Origin of the sequence: Lysinibacillus sp. NPDC097279 (assembly GCF_044761745.1) — a bacterium.
In the GTDB taxonomy this organism is placed as follows: Bacteria; Bacillota; Bacilli; order Bacillales_A; family Planococcaceae; genus Lysinibacillus.
The window spans coordinates 1,518,572-1,542,819 of record NZ_JBIWDA010000001.1; the positions used below are offsets into that span (position 1 = coordinate 1,518,572).

The 24,248-nt window shown below is 35.8% G+C and carries 23 protein-coding genes and 1 riboswitch; of the genes, 6 read left to right on the forward strand and 17 right to left on the reverse strand.

The features are described from left to right. Positions 1-133 precede the first annotated feature (133 nt). Positions 134-1,726, reverse strand: a complete 1,593-nt coding sequence (locus ACIQ1H_RS07660) for a PucR family transcriptional regulator (RefSeq protein WP_402887785.1) — start codon at positions 1,724-1,726, stop codon at positions 134-136. A 250-nt stretch (positions 1,727-1,976) separates the two neighbouring features. Between ACIQ1H_RS07660 and ACIQ1H_RS07665 the strand changes: the two genes are divergently transcribed. Beyond that, positions 1,977-2,852, forward strand: a complete 876-nt coding sequence (locus tag ACIQ1H_RS07665) for a pentapeptide repeat-containing protein (RefSeq protein WP_402887787.1) — start codon at positions 1,977-1,979, stop codon at positions 2,850-2,852. 41 nt (positions 2,853-2,893) lie between these two features. On the opposite strand, the gene ACIQ1H_RS07670 is transcribed toward ACIQ1H_RS07665, so the two are convergent. The 9 genes from ACIQ1H_RS07670 to ACIQ1H_RS07710 all read right to left on the reverse strand — a co-directional run bounded on the left by ACIQ1H_RS07670 (position 2,894) and on the right by ACIQ1H_RS07710 (position 12,402). After that, positions 2,894-4,612: an FTR1 family iron permease gene (locus ACIQ1H_RS07670; protein ID WP_402887788.1), complete on the reverse strand. Its 1,719-nt coding sequence runs from the start codon at positions 4,610-4,612 to the stop codon at positions 2,894-2,896. Beyond that, entirely contained in the window at positions 4,587-5,846 is a 1,260-nt protein-coding gene (gene efeB / locus ACIQ1H_RS07675; protein WP_402887790.1) for an iron uptake transporter deferrochelatase/peroxidase subunit, read from the reverse strand. The genes ACIQ1H_RS07670 and efeB overlap by 26 nt, the downstream gene beginning before the upstream one ends. A gap of 6 nt (positions 5,847-5,852) precedes the next feature. After that, positions 5,853-6,719: an iron uptake system protein EfeO gene (gene efeO / locus ACIQ1H_RS07680; protein WP_402887791.1), complete on the reverse strand. Its 867-nt coding sequence runs from the start codon at positions 6,717-6,719 to the stop codon at positions 5,853-5,855. Positions 6,720-6,885: 166 nt separating this feature from the next. Next, a complete protein-coding gene (locus tag ACIQ1H_RS07685) occupies positions 6,886-8,082 on the reverse strand; it encodes an MFS transporter (RefSeq protein ID WP_172771228.1) in 1,197 nt (398 codons plus the stop codon). 12 nt (positions 8,083-8,094) lie between these two features. Further along, positions 8,095-8,514: a MarR family winged helix-turn-helix transcriptional regulator gene (locus tag ACIQ1H_RS07690; RefSeq protein ID WP_172771227.1), complete on the reverse strand. Its 420-nt coding sequence runs from the start codon at positions 8,512-8,514 to the stop codon at positions 8,095-8,097. A 132-nt stretch (positions 8,515-8,646) separates the two neighbouring features. Then, complete coding sequence (locus ACIQ1H_RS07695; RefSeq protein ID WP_402887793.1) at positions 8,647-9,654, reverse strand: FecCD family ABC transporter permease; 1,008 nt, start codon at positions 9,652-9,654, stop codon at positions 8,647-8,649. Beyond that, positions 9,647-10,648, reverse strand: a complete 1,002-nt coding sequence (locus ACIQ1H_RS07700) for a FecCD family ABC transporter permease (RefSeq protein WP_402887795.1) — start codon at positions 10,646-10,648, stop codon at positions 9,647-9,649. Before ACIQ1H_RS07700 ends, ACIQ1H_RS07695 begins: the two co-directional genes overlap by 8 nt. Before the next feature lie 25 nt (positions 10,649-10,673). Further along, positions 10,674-11,600 carry an iron-hydroxamate ABC transporter substrate-binding protein gene (locus ACIQ1H_RS07705; RefSeq protein WP_402887797.1) on the reverse strand — a complete coding sequence of 309 codons (927 nt, stop codon included), beginning with the start codon at positions 11,598-11,600 and terminating at the stop codon, positions 10,674-10,676. Positions 11,601-11,613: 13 nt separating this feature from the next. Beyond that, complete coding sequence (locus ACIQ1H_RS07710; RefSeq protein WP_172771223.1) at positions 11,614-12,402, reverse strand: ABC transporter ATP-binding protein; 789 nt, start codon at positions 12,400-12,402, stop codon at positions 11,614-11,616. Between the two features lie 148 nt (positions 12,403-12,550). Here ACIQ1H_RS07710 and ACIQ1H_RS07715 point away from each other — a divergent pair, with 148 nt between their 5' ends. After that, complete coding sequence (locus ACIQ1H_RS07715) at positions 12,551-13,594, forward strand: NAD(P)/FAD-dependent oxidoreductase (protein WP_337982179.1); 1,044 nt, start codon at positions 12,551-12,553, stop codon at positions 13,592-13,594. Between the two features lie 173 nt (positions 13,595-13,767). Here the strand turns inward: ACIQ1H_RS07715 and ACIQ1H_RS07720 are convergent, their stop codons facing one another. Then, complete coding sequence (locus tag ACIQ1H_RS07720; RefSeq protein WP_402887799.1) at positions 13,768-14,361, reverse strand: YdeI/OmpD-associated family protein; 594 nt, start codon at positions 14,359-14,361, stop codon at positions 13,768-13,770. A 687-nt stretch (positions 14,362-15,048) separates the two neighbouring features. On the opposite strand from ACIQ1H_RS07720, the gene ACIQ1H_RS07725 reads away from it, so the two are divergent. Further along, positions 15,049-15,759 (forward strand): class I SAM-dependent methyltransferase, encoded by a 711-nt coding sequence (locus ACIQ1H_RS07725; RefSeq protein ID WP_402887801.1) that lies wholly within the window; start codon positions 15,049-15,051, stop codon positions 15,757-15,759. 79 nt (positions 15,760-15,838) lie between these two features. Here the strand turns inward: ACIQ1H_RS07725 and ACIQ1H_RS07730 are convergent, their stop codons facing one another. The 5 genes from ACIQ1H_RS07730 to ACIQ1H_RS07750 all read right to left on the reverse strand — a co-directional run bounded on the left by ACIQ1H_RS07730 (position 15,839) and on the right by ACIQ1H_RS07750 (position 20,724). Beyond that, positions 15,839-16,456: an NUDIX hydrolase gene (locus tag ACIQ1H_RS07730; RefSeq protein WP_337981472.1), complete on the reverse strand. Its 618-nt coding sequence runs from the start codon at positions 16,454-16,456 to the stop codon at positions 15,839-15,841. Positions 16,457-16,597: 141 nt separating this feature from the next. After that, complete coding sequence (locus tag ACIQ1H_RS07735) at positions 16,598-17,563, reverse strand: quinone oxidoreductase family protein (protein ID WP_402887802.1); 966 nt, start codon at positions 17,561-17,563, stop codon at positions 16,598-16,600. 131 nt (positions 17,564-17,694) lie between these two features. Next, positions 17,695-18,780: a hypothetical protein gene (locus tag ACIQ1H_RS07740; protein WP_402887804.1), complete on the reverse strand. Its 1,086-nt coding sequence runs from the start codon at positions 18,778-18,780 to the stop codon at positions 17,695-17,697. A 229-nt stretch (positions 18,781-19,009) separates the two neighbouring features. Next, positions 19,010-20,368 (reverse strand): PepSY-associated TM helix domain-containing protein, encoded by a 1,359-nt coding sequence (locus ACIQ1H_RS07745; RefSeq protein WP_402887806.1) that lies wholly within the window; start codon positions 20,366-20,368, stop codon positions 19,010-19,012. A 173-nt stretch (positions 20,369-20,541) separates the two neighbouring features. After that, positions 20,542-20,724 (reverse strand): hypothetical protein, encoded by a 183-nt coding sequence (locus ACIQ1H_RS07750; protein ID WP_402887808.1) that lies wholly within the window; start codon positions 20,722-20,724, stop codon positions 20,542-20,544. 214 nt (positions 20,725-20,938) lie between these two features. Next, positions 20,939-21,131, reverse strand: a riboswitch (cobalamin riboswitch). A gap of 379 nt (positions 21,132-21,510) precedes the next feature. On the opposite strand from ACIQ1H_RS07750, the gene ACIQ1H_RS07755 reads away from it, so the two are divergent. The 3 genes from ACIQ1H_RS07755 to ACIQ1H_RS07765 are packed head-to-tail and all read left to right on the forward strand — an operon-like array spanning position 21,511 to position 22,918. Further along, positions 21,511-21,951: a LytTR family DNA-binding domain-containing protein gene (locus tag ACIQ1H_RS07755; protein WP_402887810.1), complete on the forward strand. Its 441-nt coding sequence runs from the start codon at positions 21,511-21,513 to the stop codon at positions 21,949-21,951. Beyond that, on the forward strand, positions 21,948-22,364 hold the full coding sequence (locus ACIQ1H_RS07760) for a hypothetical protein (RefSeq protein WP_402887812.1): 417 nt from the start codon (positions 21,948-21,950) through the stop codon (positions 22,362-22,364). Before ACIQ1H_RS07755 ends, ACIQ1H_RS07760 begins: the two co-directional genes overlap by 4 nt. 11 nt (positions 22,365-22,375) lie before the next feature. Then, entirely contained in the window at positions 22,376-22,918 is a 543-nt protein-coding gene (locus tag ACIQ1H_RS07765; RefSeq protein WP_402887814.1) for a DUF7010 family protein, read from the forward strand. 75 nt (positions 22,919-22,993) lie between these two features. On the opposite strand, the gene ACIQ1H_RS07770 is transcribed toward ACIQ1H_RS07765, so the two are convergent. Further along, the gene (locus tag ACIQ1H_RS07770; protein ID WP_402887816.1) at positions 22,994-23,920 is read right to left on the reverse strand and encodes an alpha/beta hydrolase fold domain-containing protein; all 927 of its coding nucleotides are present in this window, start codon (positions 23,918-23,920) and stop codon (positions 22,994-22,996) included. Between the last annotated feature and the right edge of the window lie 328 nt (positions 23,921-24,248).

A 24,248-nucleotide genomic window follows, 5' to 3' on the forward strand; every position in this document is an offset into this window, starting at 1 on the left:
ATACTCCCTCCTTATACTTTCCTTGTTTAATTGAATGAATCTAATTATAAGAGAGATGGTAATGGTTCGTCTTTTTCATAAATAAAAAAAATAATCTGAAATTTTGTCAATTCGAACAAAATTCCAGATTATTTTAATTATTTATTAAACGATAGAGCATACACGCCATATAAACATCGTAAAATTCCGAGTAAATCGTGACATCATTGCCAATTAATTCACTTATTTTTTTGATGCGATATTTAACTGTATTTTTATGGATAAATAAAATCTTACTACAATCATCAAAGCTTCCATTGGCATCTAATAAAAACGTCATCAATGTTTTTAACGACTCTTCATCATTTAATATTGGTTCAATGACTGACAAGTATTCTTCAATCATCTCTTCCCCTTGTTTACTTAAATCGATTGCCCGCTTCATGGATCTTATTTCAGCAGCCGTATACAATTTGCGCAATGGAAAAATGGCATGGACCTTGTTGCCGACTTGATTTACTAACTGATACATTTGTCTAACTGCTTTCGTATTTCTCATTTTTGGAGAATATACAACTTCATCTATTTGCGCATCGAAATTTGTCGTTTGAATAAAGTCGATAGCCATTTCAAATTCATTATATTTATATAAACAATTACCTAAGAGAACGATAATGCAATGATCAATACATTGAATTACTCTTGTTTTATAATATTTTGAAAGCTGTTCATCCAATTCATCTCGAATACTTCTTTCTTTCGTTAAATCATTAATCATTACTAACCACATCATCTGAACAGCAGAGACATCTATATGAAGCACATTGGCCAATCGTCGCATTTTATCGCTTTCATCATTAATAATCGCTTTGACTAGCGCATACTCACTAACATCATCATGTTTGTCTCCCCATAGATTAATTGCTACTTGTACCACTTCACTAATTTTTTCAATCGTTTTCGCAGGTAATTTCGTATTCTCTTTAATAAGGAACAAATACAGAAGTTCGCCATTTTTTTGGTGAACACGTTTATATTCAATGACACAAGATATATCTTTATTTAAAAGGTCTAGCTCCCCCTTGTCTTGATTAACAAGACTTTGAGAAAATTCTTCGATTACTTTCGATACATCTAAAGACGAATTTCTTGGCCACATCACTTGGTTAACAATATTAAAATTCGTATTGGTCAGGACGATATTCGCTTTTAGACGATCAGATAACATTTTTAGCGTAATTTCAACGCTTCGTAAATGCTCTGGTAGTAAAGACACCTTTTCTAATGTTTCTTTAACGAAATGATCATTGACCGCCTGATTACTAATGATTGTTTCCATCACTTCAAAAATGACCTCATTATACCTTAATGAATAATCATTTTTGGGCATACAAATAATAATAAAATCTTGTGAATCTGCTAATTGTAGTACTTCCTTTGGGATTTCAGGTAAAACGATACCGACATAATATAATATTAAACCTAATTCTCCTAGGTCATGTAAATATTGAATGGTATCACATTGTTTTTCCACACTATCTCGAATGGAAAAAAAAGAGCTAATGACTAGTTCTTCCGCATACCACTCTTCTTGCACTGTTTGGACAATCTTCGAACAAAAATCTCCATCTGAAACTTCTAAAACAGATAAGGAGGAAACCGTTCGATTTAGATTATTTCGACCAGTTAATACTTCTGCTCCTCTAAATGATGGTAATTGCAGTAAATCGTTTACTGTTACTCCCATATTCCTTCACCACTACTTTGTTAAAAATTTACACTCTATAAATCAATACAGGCACCACAAAAGTCGATACCTTATGAAAAAGAGTATCACATTCGACACAATGTTTCAAAAATAGACATTTTTCAAGAAGTTCATATAATGCTATACCACCATTTAAAAGTAGACGTCTTCCAATCGAAAAAATATCCATTAAAAGTTATTTAATGGTAGAATCATAAGTAAATTCAGAAAATAAGTGAGGAAAATGTTTATGTCAGAGGGAATAAAAATCCGTAATTCCAATGGTCATGATTTACGTAAAAGCATGCAAGCAGACTGTCAAAACTGTTTTGGCTTATGCTGTACCGCACTCAATATTGTAGCCTCTAGCGATTTTGCTATTCAAAAACAAGCTGGTTTACCATGTCCAAATCTGCAATCTAACTTTACCTGTCAAATTCATAGTGAGCTTAGAAACAAAGGTTTTAAAGGATGCACTGTATATGATTGTTTAGGAGCAGGGCAATGGGTATCACAATCGACATTTCATGGTCAAAATTGGCGACGTACCCCTGAAATCGCGGATAATATGTTTCGTGTATTCCCTATTATGGAACAAGTCTATGAAATGATTGCCTATATAACAGAGGCAATGTCTTATGAAATCTCTCAGCTTCTATACGATAAACTAAATGAGCAGTTACAGACGCTGCAACGTCTATCCAAATTAGACGTAGAAGCATTATTATCTATAAATATCTCTCTTATTCGAATACCTATAAATGACTTACTGTTAGAGACAAGTGAACATATTCGTAATAAGCTTGTAATTACCACGTTAGGTAAAAAACATGGACGCAAGACTAGTCACCGTGGGGTTAATTGGATAGGTAAAAATTTAGAGGGGAAAGATTTAAGAGCAACGGATTTTCGTGGTGCCTATTTAATAGCTGCAAACATGCAAAATGCAGATTTAAGAGGAGTCGATTTTATCGGTGCAGATTTACGAGATGCCAATATAAGTGGTGCAAATCTTTCTACTGCGATGTTTTTAACGCAAATGCAAATCAATTCTACCGAAGGTAATTGCGAAACAAAACTACCTTATTATTTAAGGATACCGACACATTGGCACAATGAAAAATAAAGGACAGACTAGAAGAATCTACTTCAATCTGTCCCTTTTCGTTACTTCGCTTGCTTCTTTTTATAAAAAATCGTCGCTATTACTAGCACAAGCAAAATGGCTTGCCCTATGATTGTTTCAATAGTTGGGTAGAAGCCAATAAAGCTAATAACTGGCAGACCGTCAACGATTGTCGTGGGCACGCTATCTCGAAGTTGCAATGTATGCAAGCTAACACCGATAATTTTAAATGCCAACACATAAATTAGCACTGTCGCCACGGCAAAAAGCTTATGAATGGCGATTTTACCACTTGCTTTAAATAAGATAATTGCTATGATTGCTAAAATGACAAGTGCCAAAATAATACCGAGTATAAATTGAGAAGTCGGCATTTTCGGTGCAATTCCAGCGTAGAAAACAAGCGTTTCTGCACCTTCACGGAACACCGATAAAAAGCTGACAGATGCCATCGCAAATACAGATCCACTTGAAATGGCGTTGCCCATTTGTTTAGAAATATAACGGTTCCAGCTTGCGACACTTGATTTACTATGAAGCCAAATACCGACACCTATCATCATCGCAGCAGCAACAAGACCTACATAACCTTCCATCACTTCTCGGTTCACATCGACCGTTGCTGAATTGAAAATCGTAGACATTAGAACGGCAGCTACTGCTGATATTAATATCCCAGCTAATGCTCCTACATAAATCCATTTACGTAACGATTTTTGCCCAGATTTATTTAAAAATGACACTAATGCCAAAATAATTAGTAATGCCTCTAAGCCCTCACGCAGTAAAATTAATGCAGAATCCCAAATGGTATAATCTGAATTCCCTTGAATTAATTCAATTTCAGTACGGAATTGATCAAGCTTACTTTTTATGCCTTTGACATCAACCTTGGACTTTAATAAGTCACTTACTAGAATCGGCATATCGCTTTCAATCTTTGTATAAAGACTACCATTGCGAGTTGAAATTTCTATTTCAACGCTTGGCCAGATCGTAATAAATTCACGTATTTTATCGGATGCAGCTTTGTAGTTTCCTTCATCAATTAAATCATTGGCTTCATCAATATATGCAATTAAAGAAGCTAAAGAATAGTCGCCCTCTACAACTTTTGCTGTATCCTTACCTGCTACAAAATTTTCGATTGTTTTTTCTAATTCTGTATATTGTGATTGCATCAAAGCAACATCAGGCTCTTCTGAAGAAATTGTTATACGTAAAAAGGCCATTTGCGTTTCAATTTGACCGTACATCGCAATACTTTGTTCACGAACTGGTCTTTCATTTTTATTCCATTTAATATTAAACTCTTTGTACGCAGCATCAATCGTGGGAATATCACCAGTTGCCAGTGCTTGTTCAAACGTAGCCATAATTGGTTTCATTTTTGTCCCAAAGTCAGCACGTTGCTCTGATTCATCTACTGGATTTTCAAGCTTTTCTAGCGCACGTAAAGCATTTGAAAGTGCAGACAATGCCGTTAAACGCTCTTCTTTCGAAGAAGCTTTTACAGCTTGCTCTAGTACTTTATCGACCTCTCTTTTCGCTTCAGTCTGTTCCGATGCTACGGAAGACCAATCTGTTGAGAATTGTTCAAGTGCCTGCTGTGCTTCTGCATCCTTACCTTGCTTTGTATTCATTAGCGCGTCACTAATTGAAATGTATAAGTGACTATAAGATTCAGCTGCCTGTACAGGGACCGTAAGTACCATTAATAAACATACGATCATACTACAGCGCATTAAAAAGTGCTTCACCTAAGTAACTCCCCTTTTGTACTCCAGGGAAGCAAGCAAACACTGCACTGCCTCGATGGGTAATGTATTCATTCATTTTATCCATTCGACCTAAACTATTTTGGATCATTGTAAATTGCGCTGGATCTTTTTGGAAAGAGATAAACACTAGTCCTGCATCATGTGTACCTGTATTCGACATCACACCAGATGCGTATGAATAAGAACGGCGTAATATGCGAGCACCTGATTTACGTGCTAGATGGACATGTGATGTATCAGGCATAATATACTCGCCCTTGCTATCTTTTTCTTCTATATCGAAATCATCAAATTCCTTTGTTTTACCTAATGGGGCACCACTATCGCGATAGCGCCCAAACGTTGCTTCCTGATCCTTTAAAGATGTACGATCCCATGTTTCAAGATGCATTTGTACTTTCCGAGCAACTAAATAAGAGCCACCCTTTAACCAGCCTTTATCGACCCACACGACTTTATTTAAGTCTTGTTCATCCGAAATTGAAGGATTGACTGTACCATCCTTGAATGCGAATAAATTGCGAGGCGTACCTCCCGTTGCTGGGAATGAGTTAAAGCCTGCTTGTGACCATTTAATTTCCACTTTACCAGAAGCAGCACGCACTAAATTGCGGACAGCATGGAATGCTACTTGTGGATCGTCTGCACATGCTTGAATACAAAGGTCTCCTCCTGTATATTCCTTTTGTAGCTGATCTTTTGGAAAATGTGGTAAATCAGCTAATTCTGCTGGTTTTAAATGAGCCATACCAAGCTTATCAAATAAAGATGGGCCTACACCTATCGTAATTGATAAATTTGAAGCATCCAAGCCTTCTGCCTCTCCTGTATCCCCTGTAGGCACTCTTGTATTGGTTGTTAAATCTACCATTAATTCGCCATTCATTAAACGAACAACAAGAGGTGTCCATTTTTTGAACAACTCTTGTAGCTCTTCTTTTGACGTCACAAGAACAGATAAAGAAGCAAAATAAATATTTTTTTGAACGGGGGTCGTTATGCCAGCCTGATGCTTACCATAAAAATTAACTTTATTCTTTGCAGTAGTACTATCTGCGACAGGCTCGAAAACATCATAGCCCATCGCTTTCATTACCCCACCAAAGCCAGAAGCACCAATAGCAATACCAGCCACACCCATGCCTGTTAGCTTTAACATATCGCGGCGAGATATTTTTTTATTGACCCATTTATCATCTTTTGACGATGTCATTCTATATCACTCCAAAATAATGCCCATTTGACTTAGTGGTTCACCTAACTGGTTCACCGCAGCTGCAAGTGCTTTTGTATTTTCTTCTGTTAATTCTTCGTAAGAAATATAGCCACCATCAGTTGTGGCATGTTGAGCTAATAAATCGTCCACCGCTTTGAATTTTTCATCTAACGTAGCGACTAAATCTTTGTCTTTAGCTTCTAATTTAGAACGAAGAATTTCAAAGATTTTTTCTGCACCTTCAATATTCGCTTTAAAATCATATAGGTCCGTATGTGAATAAATTTCTTCTTCTCCAGTAATTTTTGAAGTAGATACTTCGTTCAACAAATCAACAGCTCCTGTAATCATTAAATCTGGCGTTACTTCTACTGTTTGAACGAGTGCATGTAATTCTTTCGCGTCAGCAAGCAGCTGGTCTGCCACCGCTTCATAGCCTTCTGTTTTATTGTCTACCCAAAGCGCATACTCAAGCTTATGGTAGCCTGTCCATTCTTCTTTGCCTTTGCCCTCTTCTTCGATATCTGCTAAACGACCATCGATACGAGGGTCAAGATCACCGAAGCTTTCTGCGATTGGTTCAGATCGCTCAAAGTACATACGTGCTGGAGCATACGCTGCTTTCGCGCCTTCAATATCCCCTGCTTTGAATAGGTTCACAAACTTTTCTGTATCTAGCAAAAATTGATCCATTTGCTCTAATGCAAATTGTTGATAGGCTGATAGTTCAGTAGATAAATCTACCGCTACAGCTTGTTCTGCTTGTTCTGTTGCTGGTTTCTCTTCTTTTTTTACTTCCTCTGAATTACCACAGCCCGCCATTAAAATGCCGCCTGCTACTAATACTGATAATAATGATTTATGTTTCATGCTAAATACCTACTTCCCGAATTAGTCTCTAACGTGAATGATAATCATTATCATATATGATTGCAAGAAGTATTTTTAACTTAAGAAAAAAACGTCATTTTGCAGTTGAATTTTATTTCCAACTAGCAAAATAACGCTTTTTCTACAATATAATGATTCTAATCTACTAAATATTGACTTGTTTTATCTTTTCATCTTTTCCATATAAGAAATAATAAAGCACAATTGAAATAATAATAACTGCTACCATCGCTAAGAAAATGGCACTATACCCCATCGTCGGTACAAAAAATCCTAAGAAATAAGGCCCTATACCTAATCCTAAATCATATAAAATGAAATACGTCGAAGTTGCAAGTCCTAAACGTTCATTTGGTGTAACCTTAATAGCTATTGCTTGTGCGACTGAGTTGAAATTACCATAACCAATTCCAATAAAAGCTGCAGCTATTAAAAATACACCAGTGCTTGTTGCTGAGCTAAATGCATACATACCGATTGCAAATAACACAAGACAAGGATAAATAATAATATTGGCTCCTCTTGAGTCAAGTAATTTTCCAGTAAATGGTCGAGTAGCTAAAATTACAATGGCATAAACGATAAAGAAATAACTACCTGCTGTTACTAAATTGAGCTCTTTTGCGTAGAACGTCATAAACGACATAACACCTGAATACGCAAAGCCGATAACAAGCGCTACAAAAGCAATCGGTACTGCACGCATTTCGATAAAGTTAGATAGCTTAAAGCCTGCTTTCTCTCCAGCTGCCTTCATATTTTTTGGTGCACCTGGCACTTTCACAATAAAATACATCATAAAGCAAATAATTGCTAATACTGAATCTACCGCAAAAATCATTCGATAATCTTCAAATAACTGTGTTAATAATATGCCGATAAATGGACCAATTGCCGTTGCTAAAATAGCACTTAAGCTGTAATAGCCTATCCCTTCACCACGTCGTTCTGGTGGTAAAATTTGTGCAATAATTGTACCTGTTGCTGTACTTGCTATACCTAGCGCTATCCCCTGTACTAAACGATTCAGCATAAGGAATGGTAAATTTAAGGCGATAAAATAAGACATCGTAGATAACATAAATAATAATAATCCAACAAATAATGTTTTTTTACTGCCCCAATCCCCGATAATTCGACCTGTGCCAAGACGTCCAAAAAGCGTCCCGATAATAAAAATACTCGACACAAGCCCTGCTGTACTTGTTGAGGCGTCAAATTTCTCCACCGCGTAGCCAGCTATTGTTACCATCAATAAATAAAAAATTAACGTAATCGTAAAATTAATAAGTGAAACGATTAAAAAGTCTTTTGTCCATAGTTTCTGTCTAGTTGCTTCCACTTGTTTCCTCTCCTACTGATGAATGTTTTTACTTATGCTTGCTAAAACTCGAGAAGCAATTTCAATATCTTGTTTCGATACACCAGCTAATGCGTTTTCTAAAAATGGTTTTATATGCTCTTGGATTTCGTCCACGATTTTTTGACCATTTGGCGTTAATTGTACAACTTTTGCTCGCTTATCTTTTCCAGCTACCGTCTCCACATAACCTAGGTCTACTAGCTTTTGTACAAGCCTTGTTACACTTGGCTTTTCAATAGACATAAAGTTCGCAATTTCAACTAGTGAATGCGGACCTTTATCGACTAAGAAACGTAAAACAGCCCACTGAGAGCTATATAATTGATATTGTTCCAACTGCTTGTTGAGTTGATTCGTAAACGGACGGTACATTAAACGAAATTCATTAAAAAATTGCTGTTCAATCGTCAAGATCACCACTCCTTAATTAGTTAGCCTAGCTAACTATATAACAAATCATAGCATTTGTCTAGGTTTAATTATGCTACATATCTATGTTTGACAAGTCTTTCTGAACAAAAAAAACTGAACAGCGCAAGCCATTCAGTCGTTTTTTCTTAATAAATATAAAAAATAAGGTGCACCGATACATGCGACAACGATGCCTGCAGGCACAGTGGCAGTTGAAATAGCCACACGTCCTATTGTATCTGCTAGCATTAATAAACAAGCACCTATAAATAATGTTATGGGTAAAAAGAATTGATAGCGGGGGCCAACAAGCTGCTTGGCAATATGTGGTGCCATTAAGCCGATAAACGCAATGCCGCCTGTTACCGATACAGCAGCTGCTGCGAGGGCAACTGCCACCATTAATAATTGTAGTCGCTCTTTAGCAATATTCACACCCAACCCAACTGCTGTTTGCTCTGTCATTGCTAGTACATTTAAAACATTTGCTTTATAAAAAATGAATGGTATACATATGACTAGCCATGGTATTAATGCCCATACAAATGGCCAATCCGTTCCCCACACACTTCCAGCAAGCCATTGTGCGATAAACTGTACATCTGAGCGCTCAGCCGAGGAAATTAACAACATCATAACACCCGATAATGCAGATGCCACGCCTACCCCGATTAAAATTAGCTTTATAGGTTGAACGCCTTGATTGCGCTTATATGAAAAAAAGTAAATACAAAGAGCCGTTAAGATCGCACTGAAAAATCCTACCAATGGCAATACATATGCAAAGTTTGGTAAATCACCTTTGACACATAAATAAAAAATGGTGATACCTACCCCTGCACCAGCATTAATCCCAATAATACCAGGGTCTGCTAAATCATTACGTGTAACCCCCTGTAAAACAGCTCCTGCTAATGCTAAAGCCATGCCTGCTAGTGCGAGTATAAATATCCTTGGCAGGCGAACTGAAAACAACACAAAGGATTCTTTAAAAGTACCATCACCAAACAATATAGGAAGAATACGATTAATAGATACCGAAGCTGCGCCAAGTGAAATGCCCATTACAAAAATAAATAATGTTAGCACTAGCCAAATAAGTAGCCAAATTCGTTGTTTTTTTTGTGCAGCTTTAAGCAAACTGACGACCTCCCTTACGTACAAGTAGTAAGAAGAATGGAAGGCCGATAATTGAAATAACGGCTACTACAGGCGTTTCATACGGTGCATTCACCATGCGTGCTACAAAATCTGCAGAAACCATTAACCAACCACCTACAAGAGCACACATCGGTAAAACAAAACGATAATCTGTACCAACTAAAGCACGGACAATGTGTGGCACCATTAAGCCAATAAATGCTATATTCCCTACAAGCGCTACAGCGGACCCCGCAAGAATAACCACTACGAACATCATAATCCCTTTAATCACTGCTGTTTTCTGACCTAAGCCAACAGCTACCTCTTCATTTAAACTTAAAATCGTTAGCTGTCTGCTAAATATAAACGCAATCCCTAAACCTATTACAATTACAGGTACAATGATTAAAGCTTGCCACGTAGTGCCGATTAAACCACCACTTGTCCACATCGATACATCTTTTGCAATTTTAAATAATATCCCCGTTCCATCAGCAACTGCTTGTAAAAGAGCCGAAACTGCAGCACCAGCTAAAACTAGCTTTAGTGGAGAAAAGCCACCCTTTGTAGATGCACCAATACTATATACAATAATCATCCCTATACCCGCACCAATAAAGCATGCGAAAATTAGTACATAATACGAGGAATTTGGAATAACTGCCATCGTTAAGGCTAAAGCAGCATTTGCTCCTGCTGTAAGACCAAGAAGTCCTGGATCTGCTAAAGCATTTCTTGTGACTCCCTGCATAATAGCTCCAGCAACTGCGAGTGCACTACCAACAAAAATAGCAGCAATAATACGCGGAAATCGAATTTCACGTAAAATAGCGTAATGCTTGCCCCCATCTTGTCCAACAATCGCTTGATAAACATCTTGAATACTCGTATTCGCAGCGCCAATACATAGCGAGATGGTTACTGTCACTGCTAAAACGAGCAGTGATAGTAACAGCTGAAGCCAAAACGGAAAATGTCGAAACTTTGTCATTTGCCTTCGCTACTCTCTATTGAAATTATTGTAAAAACTTCTCTTTAAAGAATTCTAGTTGATATTCTAAAGTAATAGGATCATTAAAGTAAAATGCGTTACCATTCACTTCAAATAAATGACCATTTTTTACTGCTTCTAAATCTTTATACCATCCAGCATTTTCAATAGAAGTATCATCGCCATTAAACGTACTAAAGATTACATAGTCGCCAGCGTATTCATTTAAAACTTCAGTAGAAATAGCGAAATAACCAGGTTTCAAAGCATCTTCTTTCACTTTTTCAGCCATATTCAAGCCCATTTCTTGATATAAAATTTCTGTGCCACGTCCCCAATTATCGCCATACACATACATTTGTTTATTAAACATTTCCGCAACCGTAACTGTTGCATCTTCACCGATTTTCTCTTTAATTTTTGAACCTAAATCAGCAGCGCGTTCTTTAAAATCTGCTACCCATTTTGTTGCTTCTTCTTCTTTGTTTACGACTTTACCAATTTCAATAAATTGCTGTAAATAATCGACTTTACCATAAGTGAATAGTACAGTAGGTGCAATTTCTGCTAGTTTATCGGCATTTTCAATCCCATTTAAACCAATGATTAAATCTGGATCAAGCTCAATAATTTTTTCAATATCCGTATTTTCAACGACTACTGCATCTTTAATAGCATCTTTAAAGTTCGGATTATCTGCCGCCCACGAATCAATCCCTACAACATTTACACCAAGTTGCAATAAATCACCAACAAATGATGATAACACTACTACCCGTTTAGGATTAGCTGGCACTTCAATAGGACCTGTTTCAGATTGATAAGTAATTGTCTCTTCTGATGATGACTCTTTTGAACCTTCATCTTCTTTCTTTGCATTGTCTTCTTTGTTGCCGCACGCTGCAAGTACAAGAACGACAATCATAAACATTGGTAAAAGCCACTTTTTCATTTATATATCCCCTTTAAGTTGTTTGTAATAAGTTATATGTAATGCACATCGGTTTGTCTGTTCGTGGATCTTTTCCAATAACTGCATCAATATGAAACACTTTTTGTAATACTTCAGGTACAATAACTTCTTCCGCAGTACCGAATTTCACGAGCTCTCCTTGTGAAAGCGCTACAATATAATCAGAAAAACGCGCTGCTTGATTTAAATCATGGAGCACCATGACAATTGTGCGACCTTCCTCCTCATTTAGCTTGCTTAACAATTCTAAAACTTCTAATTGATGCGCCATATCTAAATAAGTTGTTGGCTCGTCTAAAAAAATAATATCCGTTTCTTGTGCTAATGCCATTGCAATCCATACACGCTGGCGTTGTCCACCAGACAAAGCATCTACTGCCTGCTGACGAAAAGCATCTGTTTTTGTAACCTTTAGGGACCAATCAATGACATCTTTATCTTTTTGCGATAAATTGCCAAACCCCTTTTGATATGGAAATCGACCGTAGGACACAAGCTCCTCTACCGTTAAACCGTGAGCACTTTCAGGACTTTGTGGCAAAATAGCTAGCTCTTTTGCCAAATCTTTCGTATGCATTTTGGAAATATTTTGACCATCTAATATGACGCTACCACTGTCATGCTTTAAAATTCTCGTAATTGCTTTTAAAAGCGTAGATTTACCACAGCCATTAGATCCAATAATTGTCGTTATTTTTCCATCTGGAATTTGTAATGATAAGTCATGCACTATGGTTTTGTTCTCATAGCCAACACGGATCGATTCAATTTGTAAACGCAAAACATACCCTCTCTTTCTTTTTACTAATACACATGATATGATAACATCAAAAGCGACATTGATAATCATTATCACTAAAGATAGTCTAGTTTTCCAATAAGTATTTGTCAAATACTTTTTAATATTTTTCAAGGATGTGACGATGCAAGTGCAAGATTTATACGATGTAACGATTATAGGTGGTGGGCCTGCGGGCTTATATAGTGCTTTTTACAGTGGGTTAAGAGGCCTAAAAACTAAATTAATAGAGAGCCAAGAACAGTTAGGTGGAAAGGTGTTACTTTATCCAGAAAAGTTAATTTGGGATATTGGTGGTCACCCTCCTATTTTAGGTGGGCAGTTTGTCAAACAATTAATTGCACAAGCCAAAACATTCGATCCAACTATCATAACGGCTACAAAGGTTGATTTTATTGAACGTCTTGGTGAAATGTTTGTTTTACATACAGCACAAGGGGAAAAACATTATTCAAAAACAATTCTATTAGCAGTCGGTGGGGGCATTATTAACCCTCAAAAACTGACACTAGAAGGTGCTGAAAAATACGAAATGTCTAATTTGCACTATACCGTCCAGTCATATAAACGTTTTGTCGATAAAGACATCATTATTTCTGGCGGCGGTAATGCTGCCATTGACTGGGCCGTGGAGCTTAGCCCTATCGCTAAAAACGTAACTGTTGTATATCGTAAGGACACGCTCTCCGCACATGAAGCGACAATACAAGAAGCGCTAGATGCTGGCGTTCAAATTGAATGTAACACGACAATTACAAAGCTAACTGCAAATACAGATAAAACAGCCATTGAATTTGTCACTTGCGAAAATTCTCAAACAAAGCAGAGCTACACACGTCAAGTGGATGAAGTCATTGTAAGTCATGGCTATAACCGTGAAGCATCTCTTACATTTGACGAGGCAATCTCACTTCCTAAAAAGGACGACTATTATTTTGAAGGAAAAGCAACAGGTGAAACAGCCCAACCAGGTATTTTCGCAGCAGGAGATATTTTATCATTCGAAGGGAAAATTCATCTTCTACTAGGCACATTCCAAGACGCTGCTAATGCTGTCAATTCTATTAAAACGTATTTAGAACCGACTGCTAATCGTCATGCAGTCGTATCTTCACATAATGAAATCTTTAAAGAAAAGAATCGCTCTATTATCGAAAACAGCTTGGTTAGATAATTTGGACCAAAAAGAAAAAGTGTTAGATTGACTGCCATCAATCTAACACTTTTTTGCTGCACACATTGATGAGCGATTTCTAGTGTTTTACCAGCGATGAAGAGTCTTCTGAAAACATGGTGAAATTTAAAGTATATCCTAGCCTTTTACTTTCTGAGCAAAGTTACGCTATTCTAATCATTCATTCCCTTACCATCAAGAATTTGTTGCGTATATTTTTCAATCCTAGACAGACGTGTTTTGGCTTGCTTCGCCTGTGAAAAATAATAAATATACGCTCTTTGTCGTCCAGGCGTTAATGCTTCAAAAGCTATCTTTAAAGCAGGTAGTTCATTGAATTTCGTTTGCAGTTCTTCTGGAATATCAAAATCTTCCTTCTTTTTAAATGCCACTGTTAAGCCTGCCTTTTCAACTTCTATTGCTTGTTCAATATAGGCTTTTAAGTCGCTTTCCATTTCAATGATTTCATGCACATTTGTAAAGCGAATTTGGCGTGCCGCTTGTACATTTTCCGTTTGTTGAATAAGAATCCCTTTTGGATCCTTTAACAACGCACCTTTATGGAATAACAATGCACAATATTCTTTAAAACCATGTATTAAGAAAACGTTCTTGTTGTCCAATGTATAACAAGGGTGCATCCATTTAAACTCTTCCGTCAATCCACTATCAAGTGCAATAGTTCTTAATACTTCATATTCTGCTTTCCATGTCTTCGCTTTACTTAAAAATTCATCCACTTTCGGATTTGGTTTAATTGTTGTCATCAACGAACACCCCTCTATATTTTTCAACCTACTACAATCAAAATTAATTTGTTCAATTATCAATTGATTAATAATAAGCCATTCATTAAGGTGCTGTCTATTGATTTAAATAAAAAAAGAGAATATACGTTGCTAAACTAAACGTAATATCCTCTTTATAAGTGTAATACATTGTAATCTGCCCTTTACTGAATCCTTATCTACATATAACTATCTAAATAGACTTAATAATGATCCCATTTGCCTAAGCATATTAACTCCACTCGAAATAGTGTCCGCATGGCCCTTCATTGCGCTGAAATTTTCTGCTAAGTTTCCAAACCGAGAATTTCGAGGTTGTTGATTATTGAACGAATTAGGTTGTGGACGCATACTTTGAATCATAGGATTATAATTTTGTCTATATCTTCGTGGAACTGGCCTCCTTCTAGGATTCGGCGAATAATATGGCATCAATTCACCTCCTATACAAAAACGTTTATATATTATACGTCAGGATATTTTTTTCGTTTAGACTTTTGAAGTTGTTTATAAAAATTAATAGTATAAATAAGTGCTACTTAAACATATTGAAATAACTAAATTGCTACGTTGTATTTTGCTTTTTATCATATAGTCCGTCCTATGTCCTTCTAGGAACCATACTATTTTTATTTTCATATTATACAAATAAGAACAATAAAGAAGGTGTTTGATATACAAAAGTCCAAATATTTAGACTTTTTATCCAAGTTTGGTATTGGGGGTGCCCACCCTGGTGGTATGGCACTGACGAAGGAACTATTAAGAGCTGAAAACATAAGCAATACTTCTCAAATATTAGATGTAGGCTGTGGTACAGGCCAAACCGCTGCCTATTTAGCCTCCACATATAAAGCTTTTGTTACTGGCATAGATTTCAATTCAATCATGGTAGCTAAAGCTCAAAACAGAATGAAGAAACATCACCTACCAGTCAACATTATCGAAGCTTCAATCGAACAAATTCCTTTACGCGATAAGCAATTTGATTTGATTATTTCTGAATCTGTACTTTCCTTTGTCAACAAGTCTAAAGCGCTCGATGAAATTTATCGATTATTGAAATACGGCGGTCGGTTCATTGCAATAGAGTTTACTATGAATCAATTGTTAGATAAAAAGAGTATGGATGAAATTGAACAATTTTACGGTTTCGACACATTATTATTAAAAAAAGATTGGGTTGCTCTATTTAACGATGCTGGATTTCAAACAATTCGTATACGTAAAAATCAACAATCACTTTCTTCCTCTCCTGAATTTCAGCACTCACAAAATATCGAACGTGAACTTTATGATGTCATGAATCAACACATTGAAATGAATTTAAAATATGATGGCATATTAGATTATCGTATTTACTGCTGTACGAAATAGCTAAAAGCGTATGATTTGCCTTGTGCGAAAATCATACGCTTTTTTATGCTTTTTTGAATTATTCGAGTTAGTTTAACCTTTATTTCATCATTGCGATAAAATGTTTTAAAATTCTAGCAGTTAAACCCCAAATGGTATATTGTTCATAATCATAAAACCATTCTTCCATAGCTCGCGTTCTCCAGTTGTACTGTGCTCCATTGAAAATTTTATCAAAAGGAAAGTCTAAGGAAGGTACTGGTTCAATAGATACTAAATGCATATAAGGTTCATGTTGCAATAACCAATTAACTGGTACTGTAAATACTTCTTCCACTTCATCTTTGTTATAGGAATGAATGATTTCATTGAAATCTACAATGGCCACAAATGGATATGTAACAAATGAGGAAGATGAAATATAGGGACTTAATTGACCTATAACTTGAACCGTTTTCGGATCAATGCCTAACTCTTCGTATGTTTCTCGTAGCGCGGCTGCTAATGGTGATGCATCGGAGGCGTCAATTCGACCACCTGGAAAACTAATATCGCCAGGCTGTTTTCTCATTGTCAATGAACGCACTTCAAAAAGAATATGCCATTCACCATTTACTTGAACTAATGGGATTAATACCGCTGAACGAAACGCTGTGTCCTCTCCTATAAATAATGGCTGATTTTGCTGTAAATGATGCTTCAATTTATCTAGAAACATGAGATTGTGCTCACCTCAATAGTTTATATTCTATTTTATCGTAACATGAATAGATAGTTGGATAAAGGCTATCATATTCAAACTTTTATATAAGATAGTTACAATAAAAAGGCAGAGGGGCATGCAATTCCCCATCTGCGTTTAAGGCTGTAATAAAATTTTCCCAATACTTTTACGACTTTCCAGTAAAACATGTGCCTGTGCACCGTCTTGAAGGGCAAAAATGGTCGGCTCAGCAATTTTTATGAGGCCCTCTATAATCCATTCAAATAGTTGTTGTGACCGTATTTTTCTTTCCTCAAAGGAAGTTAAAACATTCCAAAGGTCTCCCCCAGTTAATGTTTTCGATGTATCCATTAGCAGACGAGGATCTACCGCCACAGGATCTCCTCCCGACATACCAAAAAATACGACGGTTCCGCCGATTTTAGTTGCCTCTAAACTATCTAGCAGTGTAGAGCCTACCGATTCGTATACAACATGAGCTCCTTGGCCATTAGTATTTTCCTTCACTTTTTGTACCCACGGTTCTTCATATAAAAAGACCTGGTCTGCACCGATGGCATATGCTACTCTTGCTTTTTCTTTTGAAGATGTAAGGCCGATTACATTAGCACCTTTTAACTTAGCCATCTGGATTAAGTTTTGACCAACGCCACCTGCCGCTGCATGAATTAGGACTGTATCCCCTTGTTGAATGGCATAGCTATCTGTCACTAAATATTGCGCAGTTAAGCCTTGTAATAAAATCGCAGCCGCCGTTTCAAAAGAAATTTCATCAGGTAATAAAATTACTTTATCTAGTGGTACTGCCACAAATTCCGCATTGGCAAATGGAACATCTGCAAATGCGATACGATCACCTACTTGAATATTGTGAATATTTGCGCCTACCTTTTCAACAACTCCCGCACCTTCATATCCTAAAATAAATGGAGGCTGACCTGCTAAATGGTAATTGCCTTTACGTCGATAAATATCAGCAAAATTTAATCCAATCGCCTTCGTTCGTACGAGAACTTCGTTAGTTGTAATGATCGGATTCGCTATTTCCTTATATTGTAGTACTTCTGGACCGCCAAATGTTTCAAAAACTAATGCTTTCATTATTTAACCCCTTATTCAATGTATGTAGCACCATATTACGCTAAAGAAAAAGGTCAATACAACTCTTTAAGCTTGACATACACCATAAAAAAAGCCAGTAGCGAATTGTTCACTACTGACTTCTTCACTTTTTACTTCGCTGTGAAAGTAACATTATCGGCGGTTGCCCAATTGTTAATTGGTAGTACTTTATAAGTACCGCCTGCCTTCAATGTTTCCTCCTTTACATCAAATATCCCAACAGCTCCTTTACGAGATGAATATCGATATTGAGCTTGTAATGTCGAGCCATCTTCAGCCTGTAATTCTATACTGCGACCTGCAAATAATTCCATGCCTGGATCTTTATCAAGTGTCACTTGGAATGATGTGGCATCTATCGATTCTAGCGACTGAATTGTTAAAGGTGCTATTTCAGTCGCCGTGAACCTAGGATTTTTAAGTACTGCCCAGTCAGCTGTTACCGTATATTCCATTCCCGACTTTAATGCTTTTCCTTCTGGTAAGCGGAATTTTGGTGCCTGTCTTCCATCTGCCGCTTGTGTAAACAGTACATAATTTGCCTGTATTTTCTCCCCATTCCCTGCTGTCAGTGTAACGACACGATCACGCAATGAGGATATAACTTGATATTGCTTGCCTTTTTCGTCCTGATTTTCCTCATTCACTTGGAATGAAAGATCACCTCTAGCCTCTTTATATGCCTCTATAATATTTGAATAATCTGTTACACCTTCATCTTTAAATGATTCAATTTCAAACGTATCACTTGTAATTTGTTTCGCTTGGCTAATATTTATTAATTCATCGCTGGCATCAAAGGCAGACGTTTCTCCACTTTTGTATCTTAGTGTGTAGTTAGTTCCTGCCTTCTGAATAGTGACTGGTACTATATACGTACTTTTAGCCCCTATTTTTAATCGAGGCACATTGACGATACTTAAATCATGATTGAATGAGAAGTCTTTTTTTATTGTCTCTAAATTTTCTACTTTCACATCTTCTTCGGATAATGGTTCAGCAAAAGTTACTTGTAATGTCATAATGTTTAATGGCTTTATTTCTGTAATTTGTTCCGTTTGTTTGACATCTTTTTTCGCCTCTTGTTGTGTTTGCCCTTCCTTTTGTTCCGTTTGTTTATTGAAAAAATTACACCCTGATATCGTGAATGTTACTGTTAACAAAATAGGCGCGATTATGCTTAGTCTTTTAGTCATTGTCATAACTCCCCTTCAAATAATTTTTCTCGCACTTAGACCTTTTCAAAATGTACAATCGTTTACCTTCTTCAATTTCCATTCTTGCCCACCCTGCACGATTGTTATACGTGAAGATGTTTCTTGTTACTTTCCAACGATTTCATTTAATTTGAATGGATAAAATGGTTAAAAACAAAAAAATAGTATGCTTGGTGTTAATCCAAGCATACTATCGATCATGTAAATTTTAGTTCAAGTCACTTACGGTCGGCTTATTTTTCCTTTTCATTTTCATCGCTAGCTCAAGCAATGCGACGACAATTAAAGATATGCCAAATAGCGGCATGATGATACCTAAAATAATTATAACAATAATTAAAGGAATTGATATTTTCTGAGATAATTGAGGTGGTGCTGATAGTAAGCCTTTTTTCTTGCGCAGCAACCATGTTCGGAATCCCCAGAAAATCACACCTAAAAATGCTATACAAACAACTAAGTTTAATAACTTATTTGGCCAACCAAATAAGTGACCTTCATGCAACGGAATGCCCCAAGTAAACCATTTAGCTAAAATACCATAATCATCATAGCTAACCTTAGAAATAAATTCGCCACTGTATTGGTCAAAGTAGATTGTCGTTTCCTCATAAGGACTAACATCAAGTCCTGTTACACCTGTGTTACTTGATTTTGCTACTGTAAATACACCATCATCACTTGTCGGATAAATAATGGAATATGGCTTTGTAACCCCATTTGCCTCTATTTGTTGTTGTAAATTAGCGACATTAATTTGATTTGGATTTCGACTTACATTTACTGCTCCCATCCCATGATGCGCATGTTTAGAAGAAGTTGGTGCCTCTTCCTTACGTGTTGCCCACGGAATTTCACTCATATCTGAAGTAGGCGGTTGTTGTTGTAATAATGGCGTTCCAATTGACGGGTTTGCTTGTGAAGCTGAATAAATAAAATTCCCCATAAATGCCGACCATGGTAAGCCTGTAAAAATAAGAACAATCATCGGAATTGTTATAATCGTTCCAATTAGTGCATGCCATCTTCTATTGTTTTGTCGTTTATTCGCCTGTTTCGCTTTCTTTAACACTTTTCCTTTAAAAGTCATATACAGACCAGATAGTAGTAAAAAGATTGCCCAACATGCAGCCAATTCTACTAAGTAATTGACTACAGTTCCACCTAAAAATAAAGAGCTGTGCAAGCTTCTTAACACATTCGAAAATGTATATGTTGGATCTTGATAACCAACGATTTGATTATTTTCATCTAAAAATAAATATCTTTGATCACCCTTGGCATTTGTCATCGTTAAACGTGTATTGTAAGGTTCTTCTAATTCAATAATTTTAGTCGTCGTATAGCTTGAAAATGCCGCTTCTGCCTGTTGAACACCTTCATCAATTGTTAATGCTTCTGTTTTTTTACTACTACCAAAGAAATAATCGTCATATAATTGATTTTCTACATCGGTATAAAACAAATAGCCAATGCCACTTAGTGTGAGTGTGATTAGAAGTGGTGTAATAAATAATGCAGCATAAAAATGCATTCGCCAAAAACTTGAATAAGTTGCATTTTTCATCTCTTGTTCCCCAATCTATTATAATAAAAGCAAATTTATTATATAAAATAAAAGTGAAATAAGAATGAAGTCCTAGAGAAAAAGGAAAAAAAGTCTAAGCATGGTTTACTTTAAATAATAAAAGGCTACTTAACATCCTGTAAATCAGGTTGTGTTAAGTAGCCATCCGTATTTTATCCGATTAATTCTTTTCTTACATTGCAATAAGCTGCATAAATGTCTGAATGGTGCGCTTCATCTTGCCCAAAAAAATACTCAACAAGCTCTACTAATGTTTTTCTAGCTCCATCAAACTGTTTTTGCATAATTTCATATTTAAAAAGATTTTCATAATACTCGATCACTTGTGGATTCATGTGATACACTCCTTCATTTTTAGCATAAAAAAACATCTTTCCTTCTTGAGAAAGATGCCTACTATGACAAATACACGACATAATACGTCGATTGCCATGACAGAAAAAGCTTGCTATTACACATAGAAGCTACCCTTTTGACGATCGTCGTACTATGAGCATGCAGAAGAAATTCTCTAGTCACACTCAACACCCCCTATCCTCGTAGGTTTTTTGGTTGTACTAGATAAAGGCAGGTCTCCTGGCTTATGTTCATCACACGTTTCCCCTTCCCATTACATTCACGTAACAGTGGGTTTGCTGAAATGTGCTCCCATTTACAGTTGCGGGACAGCGTCGGTTTTTCACCGATCTTCCCTTTTAAACAAATCGAAATGAAGATTTGTACCTCTATCTTATTATTCCGTTTTTATTATTATACCATAAAAATTTGTACACATTGACACGTTCCTAATAGATTACTAATATTTAATGTAACGGTTTTTATTTTCCAATAAATCCATTTTAATAAAAATATTCACATTTCTTTTTTCACAAAAAAAGAGTGTAATGCCGCCTATCTTTACATACTCATTGCTTCATTTAGTTGTATCTAATTTGCTTGCTAATTCGCTTAGGCACCTGGAATATCAGGTACATACTTTTCACGTTTTTTCATGACGGGATAGCGAAAGCTTTACATTGACCGAATTGAGTTGTAACAAAGTCTATGTTTTTTGCAACAAAACGAAAAATTATCGTAAGTGCTAAGAAGTGTTGCTACGATAAAAACAGGAAGGAGAACACATGAAATTCAACTACATATGGAAAAACAAACAATCCATTTCTGAAATTGACATCATTAGTCATCCATCGAATAAGGAATTGCTTTTGACATTTGAACAGCATTTTTCACAACCTATTACATTAAGCGCAACAGATTTCAAAACAAATCGCCACGTTATGATTGAACTCAATGATATTGAAGCAATTGAAGCATCTGGTCATTTTACGAAAGTCTTTTTAATAGATGGTACAGAGTTATTGCTAAACAAGATTTTAAAAGAATTAACTTACTTGGAATCATTTAGATTGGTTAGAATCAACAATTCGATGATATTGAATTTAAATCAAATACGCTCTTTTGCTTCAGGAAGTCATGCAAGATTGGAAGTGATGACAAAACAACAAAATAAGTATATTGTCAGCAGACATTATGCAAAATCGATTAAGGAGAAATTAATATGATACAAGATTTAAAAAACAGCTTTTTGTCTACTGCATTTTTGGGGTTAATTTTGATTGTCTTTTTAATGACTATATTTCATCTGCACGAAGAAGTAGTCCACTTTCATTATCTATGGAATTTAATCGGGATTAGCGTGCTAATGGGGATTGTTTTTGGTATCGCATATCCTTACTTGTGGAATTACTCTACATTAAAAGTAACCTCAAAAATAACGATTAGCACTTTATTAAACTTTTTTTGTAGTGTAGGAAGTGTATATCTTTTTTCTTTAAACGTATTTGGATTCATCAAACCCTATTTATTGCTATTTTTTGCAATAACGTTAGTTGGTCATATTATTGGATTTTATTTTTTCTCAAAATATGAAAACAAAAAAATAGCGGCTAGTTTGAATAGCTCGCTAGAACATTAAGGAGACGGAAAATGAACCATGACACTAGTTTACAAGTACTATTAAATGATATAGCTCAAAAACAAAAGAAGGGGCTCCCTTTTATAATGGCCTCCATATTTATATGGGGAATCATTACAACAATTACGTTACTACCTTTCGATTTAATGATCAAAAACATTGGTATCTTATCTTGTGGTGCCTTGCTATTTCCAGTTTCAATTGTTTGTGCCAAAATAGTAAAAGTTGATTTATTTTATAAAGAAAACCCTTTGATTAATGGTCTATTAATTGCAACTAACAATCAAATTTTATATTTAATTATTTGTATCCTTCTATTACTGAAAGCACCGTTGTTAGTATTACCTGTTTATGCAATTATTTACGGTGCCCATTTGTTACCCTATTCATTCTTTTATCAATCAAAAAATTATCGATATAGTTCAATTTTTATTTGTTTCGCTATTTTAATAAGTATACTTTTCTTCCATTTAAACATAATTTTTGTCCCACTAATCGTAGAAATCGGTGTGCTATTCTTATTTTTCATGTTGCAAAAAGAAATAAAAAACTAGTCTAAAAAATCAGACTAGTTTTTTATCTACCTAGTAATGCTAAAAGCAAGGCGCCGATCTCTACCAAATGCTTTCTTAGTTCCTAATTATATTAATAATCTTCTGATGAGCATCTTTGGCTTCAGGGGTTGGCATTACAACAAACACATGAATCATTTTAGGGTAAACATAGGTAGTGATTGCAATTCCTTGTTCTGTTAGTTTTTCGTCAAGTTTCATTGCATCTGGATATAAAGCTTCGTGTGTTCCAATAAAATGAGTAATCTTCCCAAGTCCTTTAAAGTCACCGTAAATCGGACTAAACAATGGGTCGGTTAAACTTTTATCAGCTGCCCATATTTTTGTAATTACTTGCATTCCCTCACGAGCTAAGAGAGGGTCCTTTTCATCATATTCAGGTATAAGAGGATTGCTCAAACTCATATCAACACATGCAGACAATAAAATAATATCTTTCGGCTGAGGCAAATTCTCGTTCTTTAAAAGTTGCGCCAAACCAAGTGCAATATTTCCGCCAGCCGAATCTCCCATAATAGTCAATTGGTGAGCACTTTCAATAGTTCCAATAATATCTTTATAAAGGCTGAGGATTTTCGGATAGGTATCCTTATAGTTATAATGAGGTACTTTAGGATAAATAGGAGCAATTATTTTTGCATCTAACGATTGCGCCATATTATCCATAAATAGCCAGTGTAAATCTAAAGGCTGACTCGTCCAAGCACCACCATGTAAATAGTAAATAACTTTTTGATTCGAGGACTTTTGATCATTTAATGTAAAGACTTGCATACCCTCGAATGACAGCTCTTGAATATCACTTGAAAATTTAACATCTTCTCCAATAACATAGGGTTTTGTATTTTCAGTACCCCTTTGCTGAAGGAAGCTTTCAGTGTTTTCGATAGTAGAAAAACTCTTTTTATTACCTTGGGAAGTTATCCATTTTTCAAATTGAATACTTTCTACAGAACGTTCTCCATTATAAGTTTCTACGCTCATATTGTATTTCACTCCTTTAAACATTTTATTGTTCATTTACATAACACGACTTGTTTGATAATCCATCACTATTAGAAGGCTTGATTGAATAGAAGGCCTGAAGATGGTATTCAATTAAAAACACGTTGGTTGAAGTGTCATAATCCATTTAGTTTATGCAATTGTATCATACATTTTTACTAATTATTGGACTTTATTACAATTATAGAATAGAAAGTCAGATACTCAAAAATGAATATTATACTAAGAAATGTTAAGACATACATGAAAAAGCTACGAATGTTGTATCAACATTTCGTAGCTCTCATGTAAACATTATTTATATATG

Bases quoted from the DNA above. Each gene is read 5' to 3' on its own strand.
- ACIQ1H_RS07660 (WP_402887785.1), bottom strand. From the start codon at position 1,726: ATGGGAGTAACAGTAAACGATTTACTGCAATTACCATCATTTAGAGGA.
- ACIQ1H_RS07665 (WP_402887787.1), top strand. From the start codon at position 1,977: ATGTCAGAGGGAATAAAAATCCGTAATTCCAATGGTCATGATTTACGT.
- efeB (WP_402887790.1), bottom strand. From the start codon at position 5,846: ATGACATCGTCAAAAGATGATAAATGGGTCAATAAAAAAATATCTCGC.
- efeO (WP_402887791.1), bottom strand. From the start codon at position 6,719: ATGAAACATAAATCATTATTATCAGTATTAGTAGCAGGCGGCATTTTA.
- ACIQ1H_RS07700 (WP_402887795.1), bottom strand. From the start codon at position 10,648: ATGACAAAGTTTCGACATTTTCCGTTTTGGCTTCAGCTGTTACTATCA.
- ACIQ1H_RS07705 (WP_402887797.1), bottom strand. From the start codon at position 11,600: ATGAAAAAGTGGCTTTTACCAATGTTTATGATTGTCGTTCTTGTACTT.
- ACIQ1H_RS07720 (WP_402887799.1), bottom strand. From the start codon at position 14,361: ATGACAACAATTAAACCAAATCCGAAAGTGGATGAATTTTTAAGTAAA.
- ACIQ1H_RS07730 (WP_337981472.1), bottom strand. From the start codon at position 16,456: ATGTTTCTAGATAAATTGAAGCATCATTTACAGCAAAATCAGCCATTA.
- ACIQ1H_RS07735 (WP_402887802.1), bottom strand. From the start codon at position 17,563: ATGAAAGCATTAGTTTTTGAAACATTTGGCGGTCCAGAAGTACTACAA.
- ACIQ1H_RS07740 (WP_402887804.1), bottom strand. From the start codon at position 18,780: ATGACTAAAAGACTAAGCATAATCGCGCCTATTTTGTTAACAGTAACA.
- ACIQ1H_RS07745 (WP_402887806.1), bottom strand. From the start codon at position 20,368: ATGAAAAATGCAACTTATTCAAGTTTTTGGCGAATGCATTTTTATGCT.
- ACIQ1H_RS07750 (WP_402887808.1), bottom strand. From the start codon at position 20,724: ATGAATCCACAAGTGATCGAGTATTATGAAAATCTTTTTAAATATGAA.
- ACIQ1H_RS07755 (WP_402887810.1), top strand. From the start codon at position 21,511: ATGAAATTCAACTACATATGGAAAAACAAACAATCCATTTCTGAAATT.
- ACIQ1H_RS07760 (WP_402887812.1), top strand. From the start codon at position 21,948: ATGATACAAGATTTAAAAAACAGCTTTTTGTCTACTGCATTTTTGGGG.
- ACIQ1H_RS07765 (WP_402887814.1), top strand. From the start codon at position 22,376: ATGAACCATGACACTAGTTTACAAGTACTATTAAATGATATAGCTCAA.
- ACIQ1H_RS07770 (WP_402887816.1), bottom strand. From the start codon at position 23,920: ATGAGCGTAGAAACTTATAATGGAGAACGTTCTGTAGAAAGTATTCAA.